This window comes from Chryseobacterium culicis (genome assembly GCF_002979755.1).
Taxonomy (GTDB): Bacteria; Bacteroidota; Bacteroidia; order Flavobacteriales; family Weeksellaceae; genus Chryseobacterium; species Chryseobacterium culicis_A.
This window is the reverse complement of the sequence record NZ_PCPP01000001.1, coordinates 1,851,128-1,867,554: the sequence shown is the minus strand read 5'-3', so window position 1 is coordinate 1,867,554 and position 16,427 is coordinate 1,851,128. Positions and strand designations below refer to the sequence as shown.

The window sequence follows — 16,427 nt, the reverse complement described above, 5'->3', positions numbered from 1 at the left end:
CTCACTTTCCAGCGAGGCTTCTTTGTTTTTATTTCTTAATGAATTTTGAAGAAAGGGTAGTATCTTTCAGAACGAGCTGTAAAATGTAATTTCCTTTTGGTAAAGATCCTACATTAATCATATCCTTATTGGGGTTTCCTTCCAGTACAAGTCTTCCGGCTGCATCAAAAATTCTATACTTTTTAATGTCACTTAATCCTTCAATGTGAATATCATCTACCGCAGGATTAGGATAAAGTAAGGTTTTTTTTCTTATTCTTATATCTGATGAAGCCAGTAAACAGTTTCCTACTGTATCACCGGACATTGTCCATCCTTTACTGATGAGAATATTCCTTTTATCTCCTGCATTAGAAGCATAGGTCAAAGGAGCAACACTACTCAAATCAATGTTATTGGCAGTATTAGGATTATCTGCCCATCCAGCCAGTGTTTTACTGAAATTTTCACAATCCATTCCTGCCTCCGCTAAAGCAAGGGAGCCATTATTAAGGTTGGCAAGATTCCAGCTTGCAAGCGATTGATTAAAGTTCGGAGTCTCCTTAAGGATCTGATCTATTCTGGTAACCTTGGTCATATCCCAATTTTCTAAAGGATGATTAAAGGCTGTACAGCCATGAATAACATGAGCCATATTCGTAACTTTAGAAGTATTCCAATGATTTAAAGACTGATTAAAAGCAGGATCGAAATGAAACATAAAACGAATATCTTCAAGGCTTGAAGTATCCCAGTTATCCATAGGTTGATTGTAGCTTGGGCAAAGTGCAAACATCCATTTCATATCCTTTACATTGGAAACATTCCAGTTGTTTACTGTTTGATTAAAGATTCCTCGTCCTGCAAACATAAAGCTGAGATCAGTTGCTGATGACATATCCCAGTTATTAAGATAAGGAGAGTTGAACTGATCAGGAAGCGTAGTATTGATACTGTCAAAAATAAGAGCAAACATAAATCTGAAATTCTTAATATTTGAAGTATCCCAATTTTGCATAGAACTGTTCCCCGTAAAGCTTTTTGCAGCATAAAACATATACGAAGCATCTTTAACATTATTAAGATTGGGAGTATCAGTGGCCGTAATCTGAATAAGCTTACATTGGCTGAAAGCACTGTTCATAGAGTTCCATGCAATGTTTCCCCATTGTTCTATTTCCAATACTTTATCAGCACTTCCGTTGATCTGCCAGACCGGGAAAATCTGATCCGGAAGCTGAACTTCCTGTACGTCTCCAAATTTTATTTGCTGAAAAACACCATTTCCATTGCTTACTTTTACTCTGTACTTTGCATCATTCTTTTCTGCGATTGATGTACCAAAATCAATAAAAACCTGTTTTGTAGATGTTACATTGGTAAGGGAACCATTATGTTGGGGGAAACCTACTTCCTCCCAATAGATGTCATAGTTTTCACCAATTCCGGGAAACCATATTTGTTGAGTATTTGCCTGATAGGGAGCACTTACAGTGATTGGCTGTATTACTGTAGAAGCAGGCTTCCAGATGGTGATAAATTCATTCTGGGCTTTCACCATACATAGCAGCAAGATAAAAAATCCTGTCGAAAATTTTTTTAATACCATTTCGAGAGTTTTTATGGTTATTTCTTAATGAACTTTGAAGAGATTGTTTTTTCTTTCAGAGTGAGCTGTAAAATGTAATTTCCTTTTGATAAAGAACCTACATTAATCATATCATTATTAGGATTACCTTCCTGTACAAGTCTTCCGGCTGCATCAAAAATTTTATAATTTTTAATATCACTTAATCCTTCAATATGAATATCATCTACCGCAGGATTAGGATAAAGCGAAAGTTTTTTATTCAGTTTTACATCAGATGCAGACAATAAGCAATTTCCTACAGTATCTCCATTGATGAACCAGCCTTTATTAATAAGAGCATCTCTTTTGTCTGACACATTGGAAGCATATTTTAATCCTGTTAAAGAACCTAACGAAATATTGTTTGCTGTATTGGGGTTATCTGCCCATCCCTGAAGTGTTTTGCTGTAATTTTCACAATTAAGACCTGATAAAGTTATAGCGCCATTACCATCAATAACAGAAGCTAGGTTCCAATTTCCCAAGGATTGATTATAACTTGAAGCACTATTAAGGATTTGATCTATTTTCTTTGCTTTAGTCATATCCCAGTTTAAAGGTTGGTTAAAGGCAACACAGCCATGAAAAATATGAGCCATATTTGTAACCTTAGATGTATTCCAATTGAGTTGCTGATTGAACACAGGAATCATATGAAACATAAAGTGCATGTCTTCAAGATTCGAAGTATCCCAGTTGTCCAGACGCTGATTGAAGCTTGCACACTGGCCAAACATCCAGCTCATATCTGTTACCTTTGAAACATCCCAGCTATTAAGCGTTTGGTTAAATGCAATTCTGTTTCCAAACATATAGCTGAGGTTTGTAGCTGATGACATATTCCAGGTATCAAAATAGGGCGGATTAAACTGATCCGTCAGTGTGGCTGGTGCAACATCAAATAAAAGCGAAAACATAAAACTGAAATTCTGGATTTTCGAAGTATCCCAGTTTTGCATGGAGCTGGCACCTTTAAAGCTGGTAGTACCAAAAAACATAAAAGAAGCATCATCCACATTATTAAGATTCGGGCTGTCTGTAGCTGTAAGAAGCATGAGTTTACACAGGCTAAATGCACTGTTCATTGTTGTCCATGAAATATTTCCCCATTGTTCAATTTCTAGTATTTTATCTGCACTTCCATTGAGCTGCCAGATAGGGAAGAGCTGCTCAGGAAGAGTAAGGATCTGTGGTGTTGCAAATTTTATCTGTTTGAAAACGCCATTTCCATTACTTACTTTTACCCTGTATTTAGCATCATTTTTTTCTGCGATTGACGTTCCGAAGTCAATAAGAACCTGTTTTGTGGAAGTTACATCGAGAAGGGAACCATTGTGCTGCGGATAGCCTACTTCCTCCCAGTAAATATCATAATTATCACCAATTCCGGGAAACCAGATCTGCTGAGTCGTGGCTTGGTAGGGAGCATCTACATTTAATGTGGGTATTGCAGTAGAAGCAGGTTTCCAGATCGTAATAAATTCGTCCTGGGCCTTTACAATGAAAGCCAGCAAAAGAAAAATGAGTGTTGGTATTTTTTTTAAAGTCATGATGAATGTTTATCGTTTTCTTGGGTTATTTTTTGATGAATGGGAAAGAATGCACTGTATTCTTCGTGAAAATCTGCAGGATATAATTTCCAGGAGACAAAATTCTGACAGATATTTCGTTATGCTCCAGTTTGTCTTTAGCAACTGTTCTTCCGCTCATATCGGTTATTGTATACCTTATCGCATTCTGAATATTTTTCAGATAAATATGATCTTTTACCGGATTGGGATAGATGGAGGTTTGGTTTTTAATTTCCGTTTCAGAAGTTGAAAGTGTCTGGTTGCATAATCCATTGTAAGTATCACCGGAAATAGTCCATCCTTTATTATTGATTAAATAATTTCTTGCAGCTACAGCATCGGCATGAGAATAAACCAATGGTGCTGCACTGGATAGATTAATATTATTCGGGGTTGATGGGCTATGGCTCCATCCGTAAAGGGTTTTATCATAATTCAGGCAGCTCATCGCAGAATTGAGAAACATACCGGTTGCTGTGGTTAATGAGCTTAAATCCCATCTTCCAATATTTTGATTAAAAGCAGTGTCATGGAACATTTCGTTCATATTAGTTACGTTTCCCGTGTTCCAATTTTGTAGATCCTGATTGAAATTTTCTGAATCATGAAACATATGCTCCATGGTGGTCACTTTAGCTGTGTTCCATTTATTTAAAGGTTGGTTAAATCCGGTGTAATCAAACATATAAGACATATCTGTAACGTTCGAAGTATCCCAGTTTCCCAAGGGTTGGTTGAATAGATTATCATCACCAAACATATAATGCATATCTGTAATGGTGGAGGTATTCCATGTATTGAAAGAGGAATTACCAATAAGTGAAATGCATAAATAAAACATCTGACGCATACTGGTAACCATACTGAGGTCTGGAGCATCTGTGGCTGTCACATCCATATTCTCGCAGTATACAAAAGCATTGTCAAAACTCTTCCATTTTATATTTCCCCACTGAACAATTTGAGTGAGTTTTGAACGGTCTGAAGCATTGTAAACCGGGATTGATGAACCATTATAAAATCTTACCTGATCAAAGCTTCCGTTTCCATTGCTGATTTTGATTCTGTAACTGGCCTGGGCAGGAGATGGGTTTAATGGTGTTCCTAAGTTGATGATGAATTCAGTGGTTGAAGTTACACTGCTCATTGTTCCGTTGTGCTGAGGATATCCTACTTCTTCCCAGTAGACATGAAAGTTGGTTCCTCTTCCTGGAAATTTAATGAGTTGTGCATTTTGAGTTTTCCAGATGGTGATGAACTCATTTTGGGCCTTTGCCATGAATATCATCAAAAGAAAAATGAGTATTGGAATTTTTTTTAAGATCATGTTTATTGTTTATGGAATTAGTTTTCTTGGGTTATTTTTTGATGAATGAGAATGAATGTACTGTATTCTTCGTGAAAATCTGCAGAACATAATTTCCCGGAGACAAAAGACGAACAGATATTTCGTTATGTCCCAGCTTGTCTTTAGCAACCGTTCTTCCGCTCATATCGGTTATTGTATACCTTATCACATTCTGAATATTTTTCAGATAAATCATATCCGATACAGGATTGGGATACATTTGAGGGGTATTATTAAGGCTGTTATCTGAAGTCCCCAGTTGATGCTCACAGGTGCCTAAATTATCTCCCAGAAAGCTCCATCCTTTTACATTGAGAAGATGATTTCTTGAAGGAGTTGCAGTATCGGAATAGGTTAAGTCTGAAACGATACCAAGATGAATACCATTGGGAGTATTACCGTTATTAGACCATCCAATAAGGGTGTTACTGTAATTTCTGCAGTCTAATCCTGAAGAAGTAAGCATTGAGGCGGCAGTTATTAAGGAGTTCAGATTCCATTTTTCTAAAGTATGGTTGTATGAAGTGGTCTCCATTAGCATTAAATCCATATTGGTAACGGTACTGACATTCCAGTTTTCCAGTGAATGGGTGAATTCATAGCAGCCGTGAAGCATGTGTCCCATGTTGACCACTTTTGCTGTATTCCAATTGCTTATATTCTGATTGAAATACGGATTGAAATGAAACATAAAAGACATATCCGTCACACTTCCCGTGTCCCAGGAAGTCATAGGCTCGTTGTAACTTACAGCTTGTGCAAACATGAGTGACATATTCCCTACTTTGGAGGTATCCCAGCTGTTAATATTTTGATTAAAACTTAAAGCTCCGTTAAATGTTCTGGACATATCGGTTACTTTTGAGGTATTCCAGTGATTGAGTGGCTGGTTGAATTGCGGGGCTAATGAAAAGATACCACTAAGGCTTGTTACATTTGAAATATTCCAGGTATTGATTGGTTGATTAAATTCCCTTGCTCCATTGAATATATCAATGATGTTCGTAAGAGACTCTGTATTCCAGTCCTGTAAAGGCTGGTTAAACTTTTCTGCACTCATAAACATAGACTGCATATTGGTAACTTTAGAGACATCCCAGGTTTTTAAAGTTTGATTGAAAAGTTTTGAAAAATAAAACATACGGGACATATTGGTAACATTTGATGTATTCCAGTTATCAATCGGAGAATTGAATGTTGTTTGTGAAAATAGCTCAGACATATCTTGTACAGATGAAGTATCCCAGCTGTTTATTGAATTATTGGAAGTAAAATTCTTTGCAGATTTGAACATTCCGGACAGATCTGTAACTTGGGACAGATCGGGTGCATCCGAAGCCGTGAGTTTTATATTAGGACAGTTTGCAAAAGCATTGTTCATTGTACTCCATTGGATATTCCCCCATTGGGAAATCTCAAGCAATTTATCAATGCTTCCATTATATGTAACTCCTGTAGAAAGTGAATATTCAGTAGAAAGTATTCTGAAAGTCCCATTTCCACCGCTTACTTTCACCTGATAACTGGCTTGCATTGAATTCGGATGTAATGATGTTCCGAAGTCTATAAGCACCTGCTTTGTGGAAGTAACATTATTCATTGTTCCCTGGTGTGACGGATAACCTACTTCTTCCCAGCTTATGGTAAAATTATTGCCAATAGCAGGAAACCAGATTTGATTGTTCCCTGCGGGATAGGGAGCCGTAACGTATATGGGAATGGTACTTATAAAGCCGGGCTGCCAAATAGTAATAAACTCATGCTGAGCTTTTGAAAGCTGAAATAATAGAATAAATAGAAGAGAAAAGAGTAGTTTTTTGTACATGTCATTAGTTTGTGAAATAAGCACAGCTAAAATAACAAAAAACTTAATATATTTTTAATGTAAATGTCAAATTTGTAGTATTTTATAAATTTTAATGAATTTATTTAAATAAAGTAAACTCTCCATTTTGGAGAGTTTACTTTATTCCTGAAGCATATTGTCACGTGTATTTTTCTGGACTGCGATGGCTCCGAAGAGCGCAAGCAAAAAGGCAAAGGCATAAAAACCTTTTTCGCTGGGAAGAATGGTGGCGTTCCAAAGTCCGATAGCCAATAATACAATAGATGATAATGTGGCAAACCAGCAGATCCCATAATAAATATCTGTCACCTGAATGTTTTCTAACCTGTCACGTACTGCTTTCTGTAACGAAACAACGGCAAACAAACCATAAAGAAGTATGGTGAAATAATATCCTTTTTCATTCAGCAGCATTTCCGCTCTTGCAAGACCAACAATAAAGCCAATCATTCCTGCGCCTAATGCTACCCATGATGCCGCAACGAACGCATTCGATACTCTTTGTTTTTTCATAGTTTAATGTTTTGTTTAAAGGGGCTAAGATATTCATTTTTTATAAATAGAGCCTAAACACATGGGAAATATGGGTAAAATACTGATGATGGTTAATATATTTTAAGTTTTAACTAAAGCCAGTGAATTTTATTTAACAGCAAACAGAATAAAGTCCGTACCGATTGACTATATCAAGAGGATCCCAAATTCATAACTCATCATTCATCATTTATAATTACTTCCCTAGCCCCGATAGCAGCGGTTACCCCGCAACAAGCGTTGAGGCTCTTCGGCTGGCGTGAGGAGTATGAGCGGATAGCGGGATTAGCTTATAAAAAAACTCCCCAAAATTGGAGAGTCTGTTATTATTGAGTGATATATTCGTAATTGTACTGAGCGGAAAGGTTTCCGTTGGCTTCTTTTGAGACCACCTGAGTAGGTAAACCAGCGCTGTTGTATTGTATCGTAGAAGTTCTGGTTTGGTTTTGTAGCCAGGTCCCGTTACTTTTGTAGCTTATCTTTTCTATGAGATAATTATTGGGGCTCATTACAATAGCTCTGCCCATCATAATTCTAATATACTTGTTGATATTGGTATATGGGTTCAGTTTATCATCGTAGGAATACACAACTTTAGTGTTGTAACTGGATCCTCCACCCTCTGAAATCTCTGATGAAATATTGTTTCCATTATAAGCATACGTATCAACGATGGGATTGGAACAGTCTGGCGACTGGCAAAGAGATGTAGAGATCACCTGTCCGTTGGGATTATAATTATAGGTAATCGTTCGGTTGTAATCCGGATGAGTGTCGTAGATTGCTTTAACGCTTGCCAGCTGATCTCCGTTATAATTAAAAGCAGAATAGTATTCCAGTGTCTGGTTGGTATTATAATGATTTATCTTTACAGGTTTTCCGTTATTGTATTCAAATGTGGAAGTTCCATAGGCGGAAGAAGTTTTTATAAGCTGTCCCTGACTATTGTATTCAAGGGTTTCTACGCTGGTTTGAGGCTGCGATGGATTATCATAGTAAACTGTAGTGATTTTACTTAATAATACTTTTGGTTCGGAAGGATTATTGGTTCCCTCATTATCATCATTGCTGCTGCAGCTGTTAAAGAATACCACAGCGCTCATCATTCCCAGAAATAAGTAGTTTTTCATGTTATTTTTTTAGTTGACAAAAATAAGGAATTGCTATACGGCACTCCATAAAAAATCCCACTATCTTAGAAATAGTGGGATAATATCATATTGTATTGAATCTTAGTATCTGTAGTATTCAGGCTTGAATGGCCCTTTTACGTCTACTCCGATATACTCAGCCTGCTCAGGAGAAAGAGTTTCCAGCTCTACGCTTAATTTCTTAAGGTGTAAAGCAGCTACTTTCTCATCTAAGTGCTTAGGAAGCATGTATACTTCGTTTTTGTAAGCAGCAGAATTGTTCCATAATTCGATCTGAGCCAAAGTCTGGTTAGAGAAAGAGTTAGACATTACAAAACTTGGGTGACCTGTAGCACATCCTAAGTTTACCAATCTACCTTCTGCAAGGATGATTACTTCTTTTCCTTCAATCGTATAGATGTCTACCTGAGGTTTTACTTCAGATTTAGTCTGACCATAGTTTTTATTTAACCAAGCCATATCGATTTCGTTGTCGAAGTGACCAATGTTACAAACGATAGCTTTATCTTTCATTTTAAGGAAGTGTTCTCCTCTAACGATATTGAAGTTACCTGTTGTAGTGATGATGATATCAGCATTATCTACCACAGTGTCTAATCTTTTTACTTCATATCCGTCCATTGCAGCCTGAAGTGCACAGATTGGATCAATTTCAGTAACCGTAACGATAGAACCTGCTCCTCTGAATGAAGCCGCAGTACCTTTACCTACGTCTCCGTATCCGCAAACTACCACTCTTTTTCCGGCTAACATTACGTCTGTAGCTCTTCTTACTGCGTCTACAGCAGATTCTTTACATCCGTATTTGTTGTCGAATTTAGACTTAGTTACTGAATCGTTTACGTTGATCGCCGGCATTACCAGAGTTCCGTTTTTCATTCTTTCGTAAAGTCTGTGTACTCCTGTAGTTGTTTCTTCAGAAAGACCTTTGATATCTTTTGTAAATTCAGGGTATTTATCAAAAACCATGTTTGTTAAATCTCCACCATCATCCAAAATCATGTTTAATGGTTTTCTGTCTTCACCAAAGAATAAAGTCTGCTCAATACACCAGTCAAATTCTTCCTCATTTAACCCTTTCCAAGCATATACCGGAATTCCCGCAGCAGCAATAGCAGCAGCAGCGTGGTCTTGTGTAGAGAAAATATTACAAGATGACCAGGTAACTTCAGCTCCTAAAGCTACCAAAGTCTCGATAAGCACAGCCGTTTGGATCGTCATGTGAAGACATCCTGCGATTCTTGCTCCTTTCAGTGGCTGAGATGGTCCGTACTCTTCACGGATAGACATCAAACCTGGCATTTCTGCCTCTGCAAGAGTAATTTCTTTTCTACCCCATTCTGCAAGGGAGATATCCTTAACTTTATAAGGAACGTATTGTGTTGTAGTACTCATATGTAATGAATAGTTTTTAAATTCAATTGATAACGAAAGGCAAAATTACGATTAATAATTAAGATATAAAAACGGCAGATCAAGTTCAGTTTTATGAGATTAAACATGAATTAATATTATTTAGTCTTAATATAAATAATTAATTTTAGCTGATAAAAAAATATATTATGAACCATACCCATACAGAAAAGAAAATCAAACCCGTTGCTCCAAAAGTACAGGAACTGATCAACGCTTCAAAAAGTATCATCCTTGCTACTGTAGATGCTGAAGGAAATCCCAATTCAAGCTATGCTCCTTTCGTACAAGTAGATCAAACTTTTTATATTCTGGTCTCTTTCATGGCAAAACATACTAAAAATCTTGCTGATGGAAGAAAAACATCCATTATGTTTATTGAAGATGAATCGGCTACCAAGCAAATCTATGCCCGTGAGCGCCTTACCATTGAAGCAGCAACTTTTCAGATTGAAAGAGGTTCTGAAGTATGGAACACTGTAGTGGCGAAACTTAAAGAAAATCATGGTAAAGTTGTAGATGTAATTTCTGAAATGGGAGATTTTATTTTAATTGCTCTTCAACCTGTGAAAGGATCTTATGTGAACGGATTCGGAAGTGCCTATTTCGTGGATGCCAATCTTGAAATTGTTGAGCACAGAAATGATGTGAATCATCAGTCTAAATAAGTAAGCTGGGAGCTGGAAGAAGGATGCTGGAAGTTTATAAAGAGTAAGAAAACAAAGAAGTAGTTTTTTCATTTAATCTTTAATTTATTCTTATAACGGATAATAACTTCCATCTCCCGTCTCCCAGCTTCCTTTCCTTATTCCTTTTTTCATCAAACGATTTTTTCTGACTTTATTTATCTCTTGTTTTTATAACGGATAGTAACTTCCATCTTCCAGCTCCCATCTTCCATTCCTTTCAACTTCCGCATCTTTTCACTATTTTTGTCTCATATAAAAAAAGAATGCCCCTTTACAGAGATTTTTCAGATGATAATGCCACCATCCTTGTTTGGAAATATGATGAAAGTGAAGAACTTGATATCAACCAGCTTCTGGAACCTGAAAATGCTGAAAAAGTAAAAGATTATCACCCTAAAAAACTACTGGAAGTCCTGATGGTACGTAAGCTCCTGAAAGGATTAAAACCTCATTCTAAAATTTTATATAAAGAAAGGGAACCATTTCTTTCTCCGTATGATGCGGAAATTTCCATCACACATTCTTTTCCCTTTGCTGCTATTGCCATTTCTAAAAATAAAATAGGAATTGATGTAGAAAAATTCAATCCTAAGATTTTAAGGGTGATTGATAAATTCACCTATGAAAATGAGCGTGGATTTATTCCTGAGGATAAGGCGGATACTTTTTATACCATTATATGGAGTGTAAAAGAAAGTATGTATAAAATTCATCACTCAAAATACTGGTCTTTAAAAAAGAATTATGAAGTAAAACCTTTCGAGCTGAAGCATCTTCATAAAATAAGCTGTAGAGTATATGACGATCAGTTTTCAGATGAATTCAAAGCCAGAGTAGAGTTTTTCGACGATTATTGTTTTACGATTGTGGAGGAGTAGGATCTGTCTCATTTTTGTATTTTTCGATCACTTTTCTCTGTTCTTTTGCTACATCATAGATCAGCTCCAGAATATCGTGGATGTTTTTAAGCTCTGTTAAATGGGATACTTTATCAGGATCTCTTCTGTCAACGATATCATTTTCCTCAATCTCAGTTTTTCTTTTCAGAAGCATATCTTCAATAGAAGAATCTTCCGGCTCAAGGCGGCTTTCCATTTTCAACGTTTCATTGATGTCATTTCCGTTGAGAAGGGTAGAGGTTTGCTGCATTTCGGCTTCAATCTTTCTGCTCCAGCTTTCAGCATCTATTTCAGGGTATTGCTCATTGCTTTTGGAATATTGAGACAGGGAAGCGGTATATGCTGTAATCAGATGTGATGTAGCCACAAACTGGTGCACAACTTCCAGTTTTTTCTGCTGATTTTTAGGATCGGAAATCATTCTCTGGAAATTATCGGAAAGGTTGGCCAGAGAAATGATAGCATTTTTTCGTTTTACCTTATAATCTTCAAGGTCAAAATTTCCCTGTAAGAATTTAGAAATCACACTTTGGAAATAGATAAGATTGTCTGCTGCCGATTTTTTCATCAGATCCAGGTTTTGGGTATGTTCCCAGACCGGAAGCACGATATAAGACACCGCAAAAGCAATTATTCCGGCAATAGCAGTATCGAATATTCTGTCTTTAAAAATAATATTGACTTTCCCGGGATTTAAAAAATTAAAACTCAGGAAAACATAGATAGTCATGAATAATACCGCCCAGAAATACCGTCCTTTCAGAAAACTGAAACACATGATCATGCTGATCAGCAGAATGGCAAATAAAACCCCATTAATATGTATGAAATGCAGAATGGCATAAGCAATACTTGCCCCTGCAATTGTTCCATAGAGACGAAGAAGGTTTCTCTGTTTGGTGATGGAATAGGCCGGTTTTAAAATGGCCGTAATGGTAATTAATATCCAATACGTGTGTCCCAATCCCAGAAAATCGAACATGGAAAAGACATATCCCAGCAGCAAAGCTGTGGTAATTCTTATGGCATGGCGGAAATGAGAAGATGATAACGAAATATTATTTCTTAAAACCTTGGCATTAAGTTTAGGCTCGTTAGGCATGAATTTTTTCAAGTCTAATCCCGTAGATAAACTCTTCGCCAGTTTGATATCCTGTGAAAATACTTTATAGATTTCGTTAATTTCTTTCGTAATTTCATAGATACGCATCAGGATCTGGCGCAGAATCATGAAATTTTCCAGATTGTCAGGAGAAAGCTGTTTATTTCTGAGTTCGAAATAATTGTAGTTTAAGTTCTTTAATTCCAGTTCCAGATTGGACATAGGTTTTGCTCTGGTACCGCTTTGCAAAGCGATTCCGATATTGGTGATCTCTTCCGCCAAAAGATTTAGATAATCATGGATATTCACCAGGATCATGCTGTCTTCAAAGCTCTGCTGTAGCTTTTGATAGTCACTTTCAGAGGTCATCAGTTTTTCATGAAGGTCCATGGAATTCAGAAACATCAGCATTAATAAACGGCTGGTGGTTGTAGATTCATTGACGATCGTTCTTGTTTTGAAAACTGTTTCCCTGGTATCTTCCTGCAGGTTTTTTATTTCAATCTGCTTCGCAATAACCTGAGTGGTCAATTTATTAAAATCCGGATTCTTCTGATAATAATTGGCTTTAATCTTTAAAAACTCAGCCAGCTGAAGATAATTTTCTCCAATCATCTGGCTTGCCAGTTTATATGGACGAATAGTTGTTACAATAAGAAATATGAGTAGAAACCATATACAGCCGCATGCAAAAATCAGCAGACTTTTAAAGATATTACTTCCTGTAAGGTGGCCATCAATAAAGATCGCGAGGACTACAAGTGATAGTGAACCTACAGCGGCCAATCTCTGTCCATAAACACCAATGAGGGAGAAAAACATCCCGAAAACAATGACCTCCAGCAATACCAGTACTTTGATATTCATCACAAGGCTTGCAATGAGCGCTACAAATACAAAACAACAGATGGCAAAAGTAAGAGCATTTCTTCTTCGGATAAAAGGTCCGGGCTGGTCCGTAAGGGCTACAAAGCTGGTTCCTAGCGGAAAAAGGAAATATTCTTTCAAAATCCCAAAGTGGGCGAGGACTAAACAAGGCAGAACAGTAGCTAATGTAATTCTGATGGCAGAATATACATACTGACTGGTTACAAATTTTTTTAGTTCCGCCGAATAGTTCATACTACAAAAATAGCTATTGAATTTAAGAAAATCGCCATAAAAAAGAGACTTTTCTCAACTTAAATGTTATATTTTTTTAATGAGATGTTATTGTATTTAAAATAAACTGACATACGAAGCAGATTGATGATTCATAATTCACTCATATCAATTTTAACACAACAGCTAACAAATCTTGTTCCATGAATTCTTACTTTAGCTTATCTCAACTTTTAAGTAACGGTTTCATGAAAAATACTATTAAAAATCTCTTCTTCGTATTCTTCTCTTTTTTCATTCTGAGTTGTGGCTCACAGAATAAGGAAAGTTTTAAAGCAAAGAAAATGTATGAGTCCAGCAATCTGATCATCACCCAGATTTCAGAAAATTCTTTTATCCATACTTCCTTTAAGCAAACGAATGACTTTGGGAATGTACCTTGTAATGGACTGATTGTGACAGATCATCAAGAAGCTATTGTTTTTGATACTCCTACTGATGATAAAAGTTCAGAAGAATTGATACAATGGATTAAAGGGAAGTTGCATGCAAAAATCAAAGCTGTCATTCCCACTCATTTTCATGATGACAGCTTAGGAGGATTGATGGCGTTTCACAAAAATGGCATTCCCTCTTATTCCTATGTGAAAACAATTGAATTAGCGAGAGAGAATAATTTTGTTATTCCTGAAAATGGTTTCAATGATTCTGTTGTTTTGAAAGTAGGGGACAAGGAGGTTATGGCAAAATTTTTTGGAGAAGGGCATACAAAAGATAATGTTGTTGGATATTTCCCAAGCGAAAATATTCTTTTTGGCGGATGTTTGTTGAAAGAACTAGAGGCAGGCAAAGGATATCTGGGGGATGCAAATGTTTCTGCATGGTCTGATACTGTTGAAAAAGTTAAGAAAGAATATTCCCATGTGAAAATTGTTGTTCCGGGACATGGAGAGTATGGAGATGGAAAGCTCCTTGATTATACCATTACACTGTTTAAAGGTCAATAGTGAATTTTTGCTTCGCAAAGTGAATGGTGAATGGTTGTAGTATGTGAAATTGACAAGCGAAGCGGATTGACGATTGACAGTTGCTCTTTCCTATTTTCAATAGTGAATTTTTGCTTCGCAAAGTGAATGGTGAATGGTTGCAGTATGTGAATTGACAAGCGAAGCGAATTGACGATTGACAGTTGCTCTTTCCTATTTTCAATAGTGAATTTTTGCTTCGCAAAGTGAATGGTTGTAGTATGTGAAATTGACAAGCGGAGCGGATTGACGATTGACAGTTGTTCTTTCCTATTTTCAATAGTGAATTTTTGCTTCGCAAAGTGAATGGTGAATGGTTGCAGTATGTGAAATTGACAAGCGAAGCGGATTGACGATTGACAGTTGTTCTTTCATATTTTCAATGGTGAATTTTTGCTTCGCAAAGTGAATGGTTGTAGTATGTGAAATTGACAAGCGGAGCGGATTGACGATTGACAGTTGTTCTTTCCTATTTTCAATAGTGAATTTTTGCTTCGCAAAGTGAATGGTGAATGGTTGCAGTATGTGAAATTGACAAGCGAAGCGAATTGACGATTGACAGTTGTTCTTTCCTATTTTCAATAGTGAATTTTTGCTTCGCAAAGTGAATGGTGAATGGTTGTAGTATATTAAATTGACAAGCGAAGCGAATTGACGATTGACAGTTGCTCTTTCATATTTTCAATGGTGAATTTTTGCTACGCAAAGTGAATGGTGAATGGTTGTAGTATGTGAAATTGACAAGCGAAGCGGATTGACGATTGACAGTTCTTTCATATTTTAAATAGTGAATTTTTGCTTCGCAAAGTGAATGGTGAATGGTTGTAGTATGTGAAATTGACAAGCGAAGCGGATTGACCATTCACAATTGCCCATAAAAAAAGCCTCATTACAATGTATGAGGCTTTTTTTATATAGCTGTTGCTCTTTTTTAACGATCGTTGTTGGATGTTTCTTCTCCAATGTTCCAGGTAAGACCGAAACGAAGAGTGTTATCCAATGCACTGTTGATTTTAGACATATTGATCAAATAAGAAAGATCCAGTCCGAAAGAACGGTATCTTAAGCCGACACCTGCTGTTGCAAACTGTCTTGCTCCCTGCTCTTCACTTTCGTGGAAATAACCTCCTCTTACAGAAAAAGCATTGTCATAAGAATATTCTAAAGCACCACTGTACATGATACTGTTTTTATTTTTGAAAGATTTTCCGATACCAGCCATTGGTCCTACATTCGGGATTTGATAAATAGGCTGTCTTGTATTCGGATCTATTCCTGCATACTCAGATCCTGGAACCAAAAGTTTTGAACCTTCTACAGAAATTCCAACTCTGTTCATATCATCCAGGTACATATCGTATCCAACCCCTAATCTTGCCATTGTAGGAAGATAAGATCTTGATTCTTCATTTCCTGTATAATCCAGTTTCGGACCTAAGTTCTGAATAGCGATACCGGCATTCACTTTACCATCATATCCACCGATACTTGAGAATCGTGGAGAGGTATAGTATCCTGAAACGTCTACCGCAAAAGAGTTTGCTGCTTTAAGCGTAGTATCAGTGTTGAATCCTCCGGCTAAGTCTGAACGGATGAATCTACCGGTAACGGCACCGGAGAATGAATCAGAAAGTTTCAAAGCATAGGCAACGTCAATAGAGAATTCGTTTGGTTTTGATGTACCCATTGAAGCAATTTCTGTACCTACCAGCTGAGTCAGGTCTACCTGTCCCATATTGAAATAATAGATACTTGCAGAGATGGTAGATCTTTCTTCCTGCCCCAAAAACTTATGAAACGAAGCATATAATAAGAATACATCATTGGTAAGTTTTCCCATGTAAGGCGTATAGTTAAGACCTACGGAAGAACTTGTCCTGCTGAAGGGATATTTAGCCGCATTCCAGAATTGTGAAAAGGCATCCGGAGAGGTTACCACACCTTGATCTCCCATACCTCCCGATCTTGCATCAGGTGCAATTCTTAGGAAAGGAGCTCCGGTAAGAACTGGGTTTACTTTACCTAAATCTTGCGAATAGCCTAAAAAACCAGCACTCAAACCAAATCCTAAAAGCAGTTTAGTAGTTAAATTCATATGTTGTCTTTTATATATTATCAGTTTTTTATTAATATTATTGT

12 protein-coding genes are annotated in these 16,427 nt (G+C 36.8%); 3 read left to right on the top strand and 9 right to left on the bottom strand.

Annotated elements, in window-relative coordinates:
* Positions 1–28: 28 nt before the first annotated feature.
* The 7 genes from CQ022_RS08470 to ahcY all read right to left on the bottom strand — a co-directional run bounded on the left by CQ022_RS08470 (position 29) and on the right by ahcY (position 9,454).
* Complete coding sequence (locus CQ022_RS08470) at positions 29–1,588, bottom strand: BspA family leucine-rich repeat surface protein (protein ID WP_105680994.1); 1,560 nt, start codon at positions 1,586–1,588, stop codon at positions 29–31.
* Positions 1,589–1,605: 17 nt separating this feature from the next.
* Complete coding sequence (locus CQ022_RS08465) at positions 1,606–3,159, bottom strand: BspA family leucine-rich repeat surface protein (RefSeq protein WP_105680993.1); 1,554 nt, start codon at positions 3,157–3,159, stop codon at positions 1,606–1,608.
* Between the two features lie 25 nt (positions 3,160–3,184).
* Positions 3,185–4,459, bottom strand: coding sequence for a BspA family leucine-rich repeat surface protein (locus CQ022_RS08460; protein ID WP_165791599.1), 1,275 nt, complete (start codon positions 4,457–4,459; stop codon positions 3,185–3,187).
* 79 nt (positions 4,460–4,538) lie between these two features.
* Positions 4,539–6,353 (bottom strand): BspA family leucine-rich repeat surface protein, encoded by a 1,815-nt coding sequence (locus CQ022_RS08455; protein ID WP_105680991.1) that lies wholly within the window; start codon positions 6,351–6,353, stop codon positions 4,539–4,541.
* A gap of 141 nt (positions 6,354–6,494) precedes the next feature.
* Complete coding sequence (gene yiaA / locus CQ022_RS08450; RefSeq protein WP_034699887.1) at positions 6,495–6,887, bottom strand: inner membrane protein YiaA; 393 nt, start codon at positions 6,885–6,887, stop codon at positions 6,495–6,497.
* Between the two features lie 347 nt (positions 6,888–7,234).
* Positions 7,235–8,038: a hypothetical protein gene (locus CQ022_RS08445; RefSeq protein WP_105680990.1), complete on the bottom strand. Its 804-nt coding sequence runs from the start codon at positions 8,036–8,038 to the stop codon at positions 7,235–7,237.
* Positions 8,039–8,140: 102 nt separating this feature from the next.
* Positions 8,141–9,454, bottom strand: a complete 1,314-nt coding sequence (gene ahcY, locus CQ022_RS08440; protein WP_047421190.1) for an adenosylhomocysteinase — start codon at positions 9,452–9,454, stop codon at positions 8,141–8,143.
* Between the two features lie 167 nt (positions 9,455–9,621).
* On the opposite strand from ahcY, the gene CQ022_RS08435 reads away from it, so the two are divergent.
* Entirely contained in the window at positions 9,622–10,140 is a 519-nt protein-coding gene (locus CQ022_RS08435; RefSeq protein WP_105680989.1) for a pyridoxamine 5'-phosphate oxidase family protein, read from the top strand.
* A 284-nt stretch (positions 10,141–10,424) separates the two neighbouring features.
* Positions 10,425–11,039 (top strand): 4'-phosphopantetheinyl transferase family protein, encoded by a 615-nt coding sequence (locus tag CQ022_RS08430; RefSeq protein ID WP_105680988.1) that lies wholly within the window; start codon positions 10,425–10,427, stop codon positions 11,037–11,039.
* Here the strand turns inward: CQ022_RS08430 and CQ022_RS08425 are convergent.
* Complete coding sequence (locus tag CQ022_RS08425; protein WP_105680987.1) at positions 11,020–13,284, bottom strand: FUSC family protein; 2,265 nt, start codon at positions 13,282–13,284, stop codon at positions 11,020–11,022. The two genes, CQ022_RS08430 and CQ022_RS08425, sit on opposite strands and share 20 nt — an antisense overlap.
* Before the next feature lie 227 nt (positions 13,285–13,511).
* Between CQ022_RS08425 and blaCHM the strand changes: the two genes are divergently transcribed.
* Positions 13,512–14,270, top strand: coding sequence for a CHM family subclass B1 metallo-beta-lactamase (blaCHM, locus tag CQ022_RS08420; protein WP_105680986.1), 759 nt, complete (start codon positions 13,512–13,514; stop codon positions 14,268–14,270).
* A 949-nt stretch (positions 14,271–15,219) separates the two neighbouring features.
* On the opposite strand, the gene porV is transcribed toward blaCHM, so the two are convergent.
* Positions 15,220–16,383 carry a type IX secretion system outer membrane channel protein PorV gene (gene porV / locus CQ022_RS08415; RefSeq protein WP_105680985.1) on the bottom strand — a complete coding sequence of 388 codons (1,164 nt, stop codon included), beginning with the start codon at positions 16,381–16,383 and terminating at the stop codon, positions 15,220–15,222.
* Positions 16,384–16,427 lie beyond the last annotated feature (44 nt).

Coding starts and splice junctions, on each gene's coding strand:
- CQ022_RS08470 (WP_105680994.1), bottom strand. CDS start 1,588: ATGGTATTAAAAAAATTTTCGACAGGATTTTTTATCTTGCTGCTATGT.
- CQ022_RS08465 (WP_105680993.1), bottom strand. CDS start 3,159: ATGACTTTAAAAAAAATACCAACACTCATTTTTCTTTTGCTGGCTTTC.
- CQ022_RS08460 (WP_165791599.1), bottom strand. CDS start 4,459: ATGGCAAAGGCCCAAAATGAGTTCATCACCATCTGGAAAACTCAAAAT.
- CQ022_RS08455 (WP_105680991.1), bottom strand. CDS start 6,353: ATGTACAAAAAACTACTCTTTTCTCTTCTATTTATTCTATTATTTCAG.
- yiaA (WP_034699887.1), bottom strand. CDS start 6,887: ATGAAAAAACAAAGAGTATCGAATGCGTTCGTTGCGGCATCATGGGTA.
- CQ022_RS08445 (WP_105680990.1), bottom strand. CDS start 8,038: ATGAAAAACTACTTATTTCTGGGAATGATGAGCGCTGTGGTATTCTTT.
- ahcY (WP_047421190.1), bottom strand. CDS start 9,454: ATGAGTACTACAACACAATACGTTCCTTATAAAGTTAAGGATATCTCC.
- CQ022_RS08435 (WP_105680989.1), top strand. CDS start 9,622: ATGAACCATACCCATACAGAAAAGAAAATCAAACCCGTTGCTCCAAAA.
- CQ022_RS08430 (WP_105680988.1), top strand. CDS start 10,425: ATGCCCCTTTACAGAGATTTTTCAGATGATAATGCCACCATCCTTGTT.
- CQ022_RS08425 (WP_105680987.1), bottom strand. CDS start 13,284: ATGAACTATTCGGCGGAACTAAAAAAATTTGTAACCAGTCAGTATGTA.
- blaCHM (WP_105680986.1), top strand. CDS start 13,512: ATGAAAAATACTATTAAAAATCTCTTCTTCGTATTCTTCTCTTTTTTC.
- porV (WP_105680985.1), bottom strand. CDS start 16,383: ATGAATTTAACTACTAAACTGCTTTTAGGATTTGGTTTGAGTGCTGGT.